At 79.1% G+C, this 738-nt stretch carries 1 protein-coding gene; it reads right to left on the bottom strand.

Annotated features, from left to right (window positions below; translation table 11 throughout):
• Positions 1–663 (bottom strand): S16 family serine protease (locus PYV61_RS26190; protein WP_275836829.1); only part of this gene is annotated, 663 nt, incomplete at its 3' end.
• Positions 664–738 lie beyond the last annotated feature (75 nt).

The raw sequence follows: 738 nt of genomic DNA, 5'->3' as shown, positions 1-738 counted from the left end.
GGGACGGCGCGCCGCCGCCTGCGGGCGCGGGCGCGCGGGGGCGGCCACCGGCGCGCGCAGCGCCATCGCCAGCACCTCGTCCATCGTCGCCGCGGGGTGCCAGGTGACGGCGGCGCGCACCGCCTCGGGCAGCTCCTCCAGCGAGCGCGCGTTCCCCCTGGGCACGACCACGTGCGCGATGCGGTGGCGGTGCGCCGCGACGCCCTTCTCCTTCAGCCCCCCGATCGCCAGCACGCGCCCGCGCAGCGTCAGCTCGCCCGTCATCGCGACGTCGCCGCGCACCGGCACGCCGGTCAGCGCGCTCACCAGCGCGGTGGCGATGGTGACGCCAGCCGACGGCCCGTCCTTGGGCGTCGCGCCGGCGGGGATGTGCACGTGCACGTCGCGCGTGCGGTGGAACTCCGGGTCGACGCCGAGCGCCGCGGCGCGCGCGCGCACCCAGCTGACGGCGGCGCTCGCGCTCTCCTTCATCACGTCCCCCAGGGTGCCCGTCAGCTGCACGCGCCCGCGCCCCGCGACCACGCTCACCTCGACCTCCAGCAGCTCGCCGCCGGCCGCCGTGTACGCCAGCCCGTTGCACACGCCGACCTTGTCCTCGAGCGTCGCCAGGTCGTCCTCGTACGGCGGCGCGCCGAGCAGCGCCTGGAGGTCCTCGGCGCGCACGGCGAGCGGCGGCGGCGCCTCGGGCGCGCGTTTCCGCGTCCGCCGTGGCACGACCGCCGGCGGCGCGGCCGCCGC

The sequence above is a fragment of the Roseisolibacter sp. H3M3-2 genome, assembly GCF_029211165.1.
Classification (GTDB): Bacteria; Gemmatimonadota; Gemmatimonadetes; order Gemmatimonadales; family Gemmatimonadaceae; genus Roseisolibacter.
Note: the sequence above shows the minus strand (reverse complement) of the source record. Positions and strands in the feature narration are given on the sequence as shown.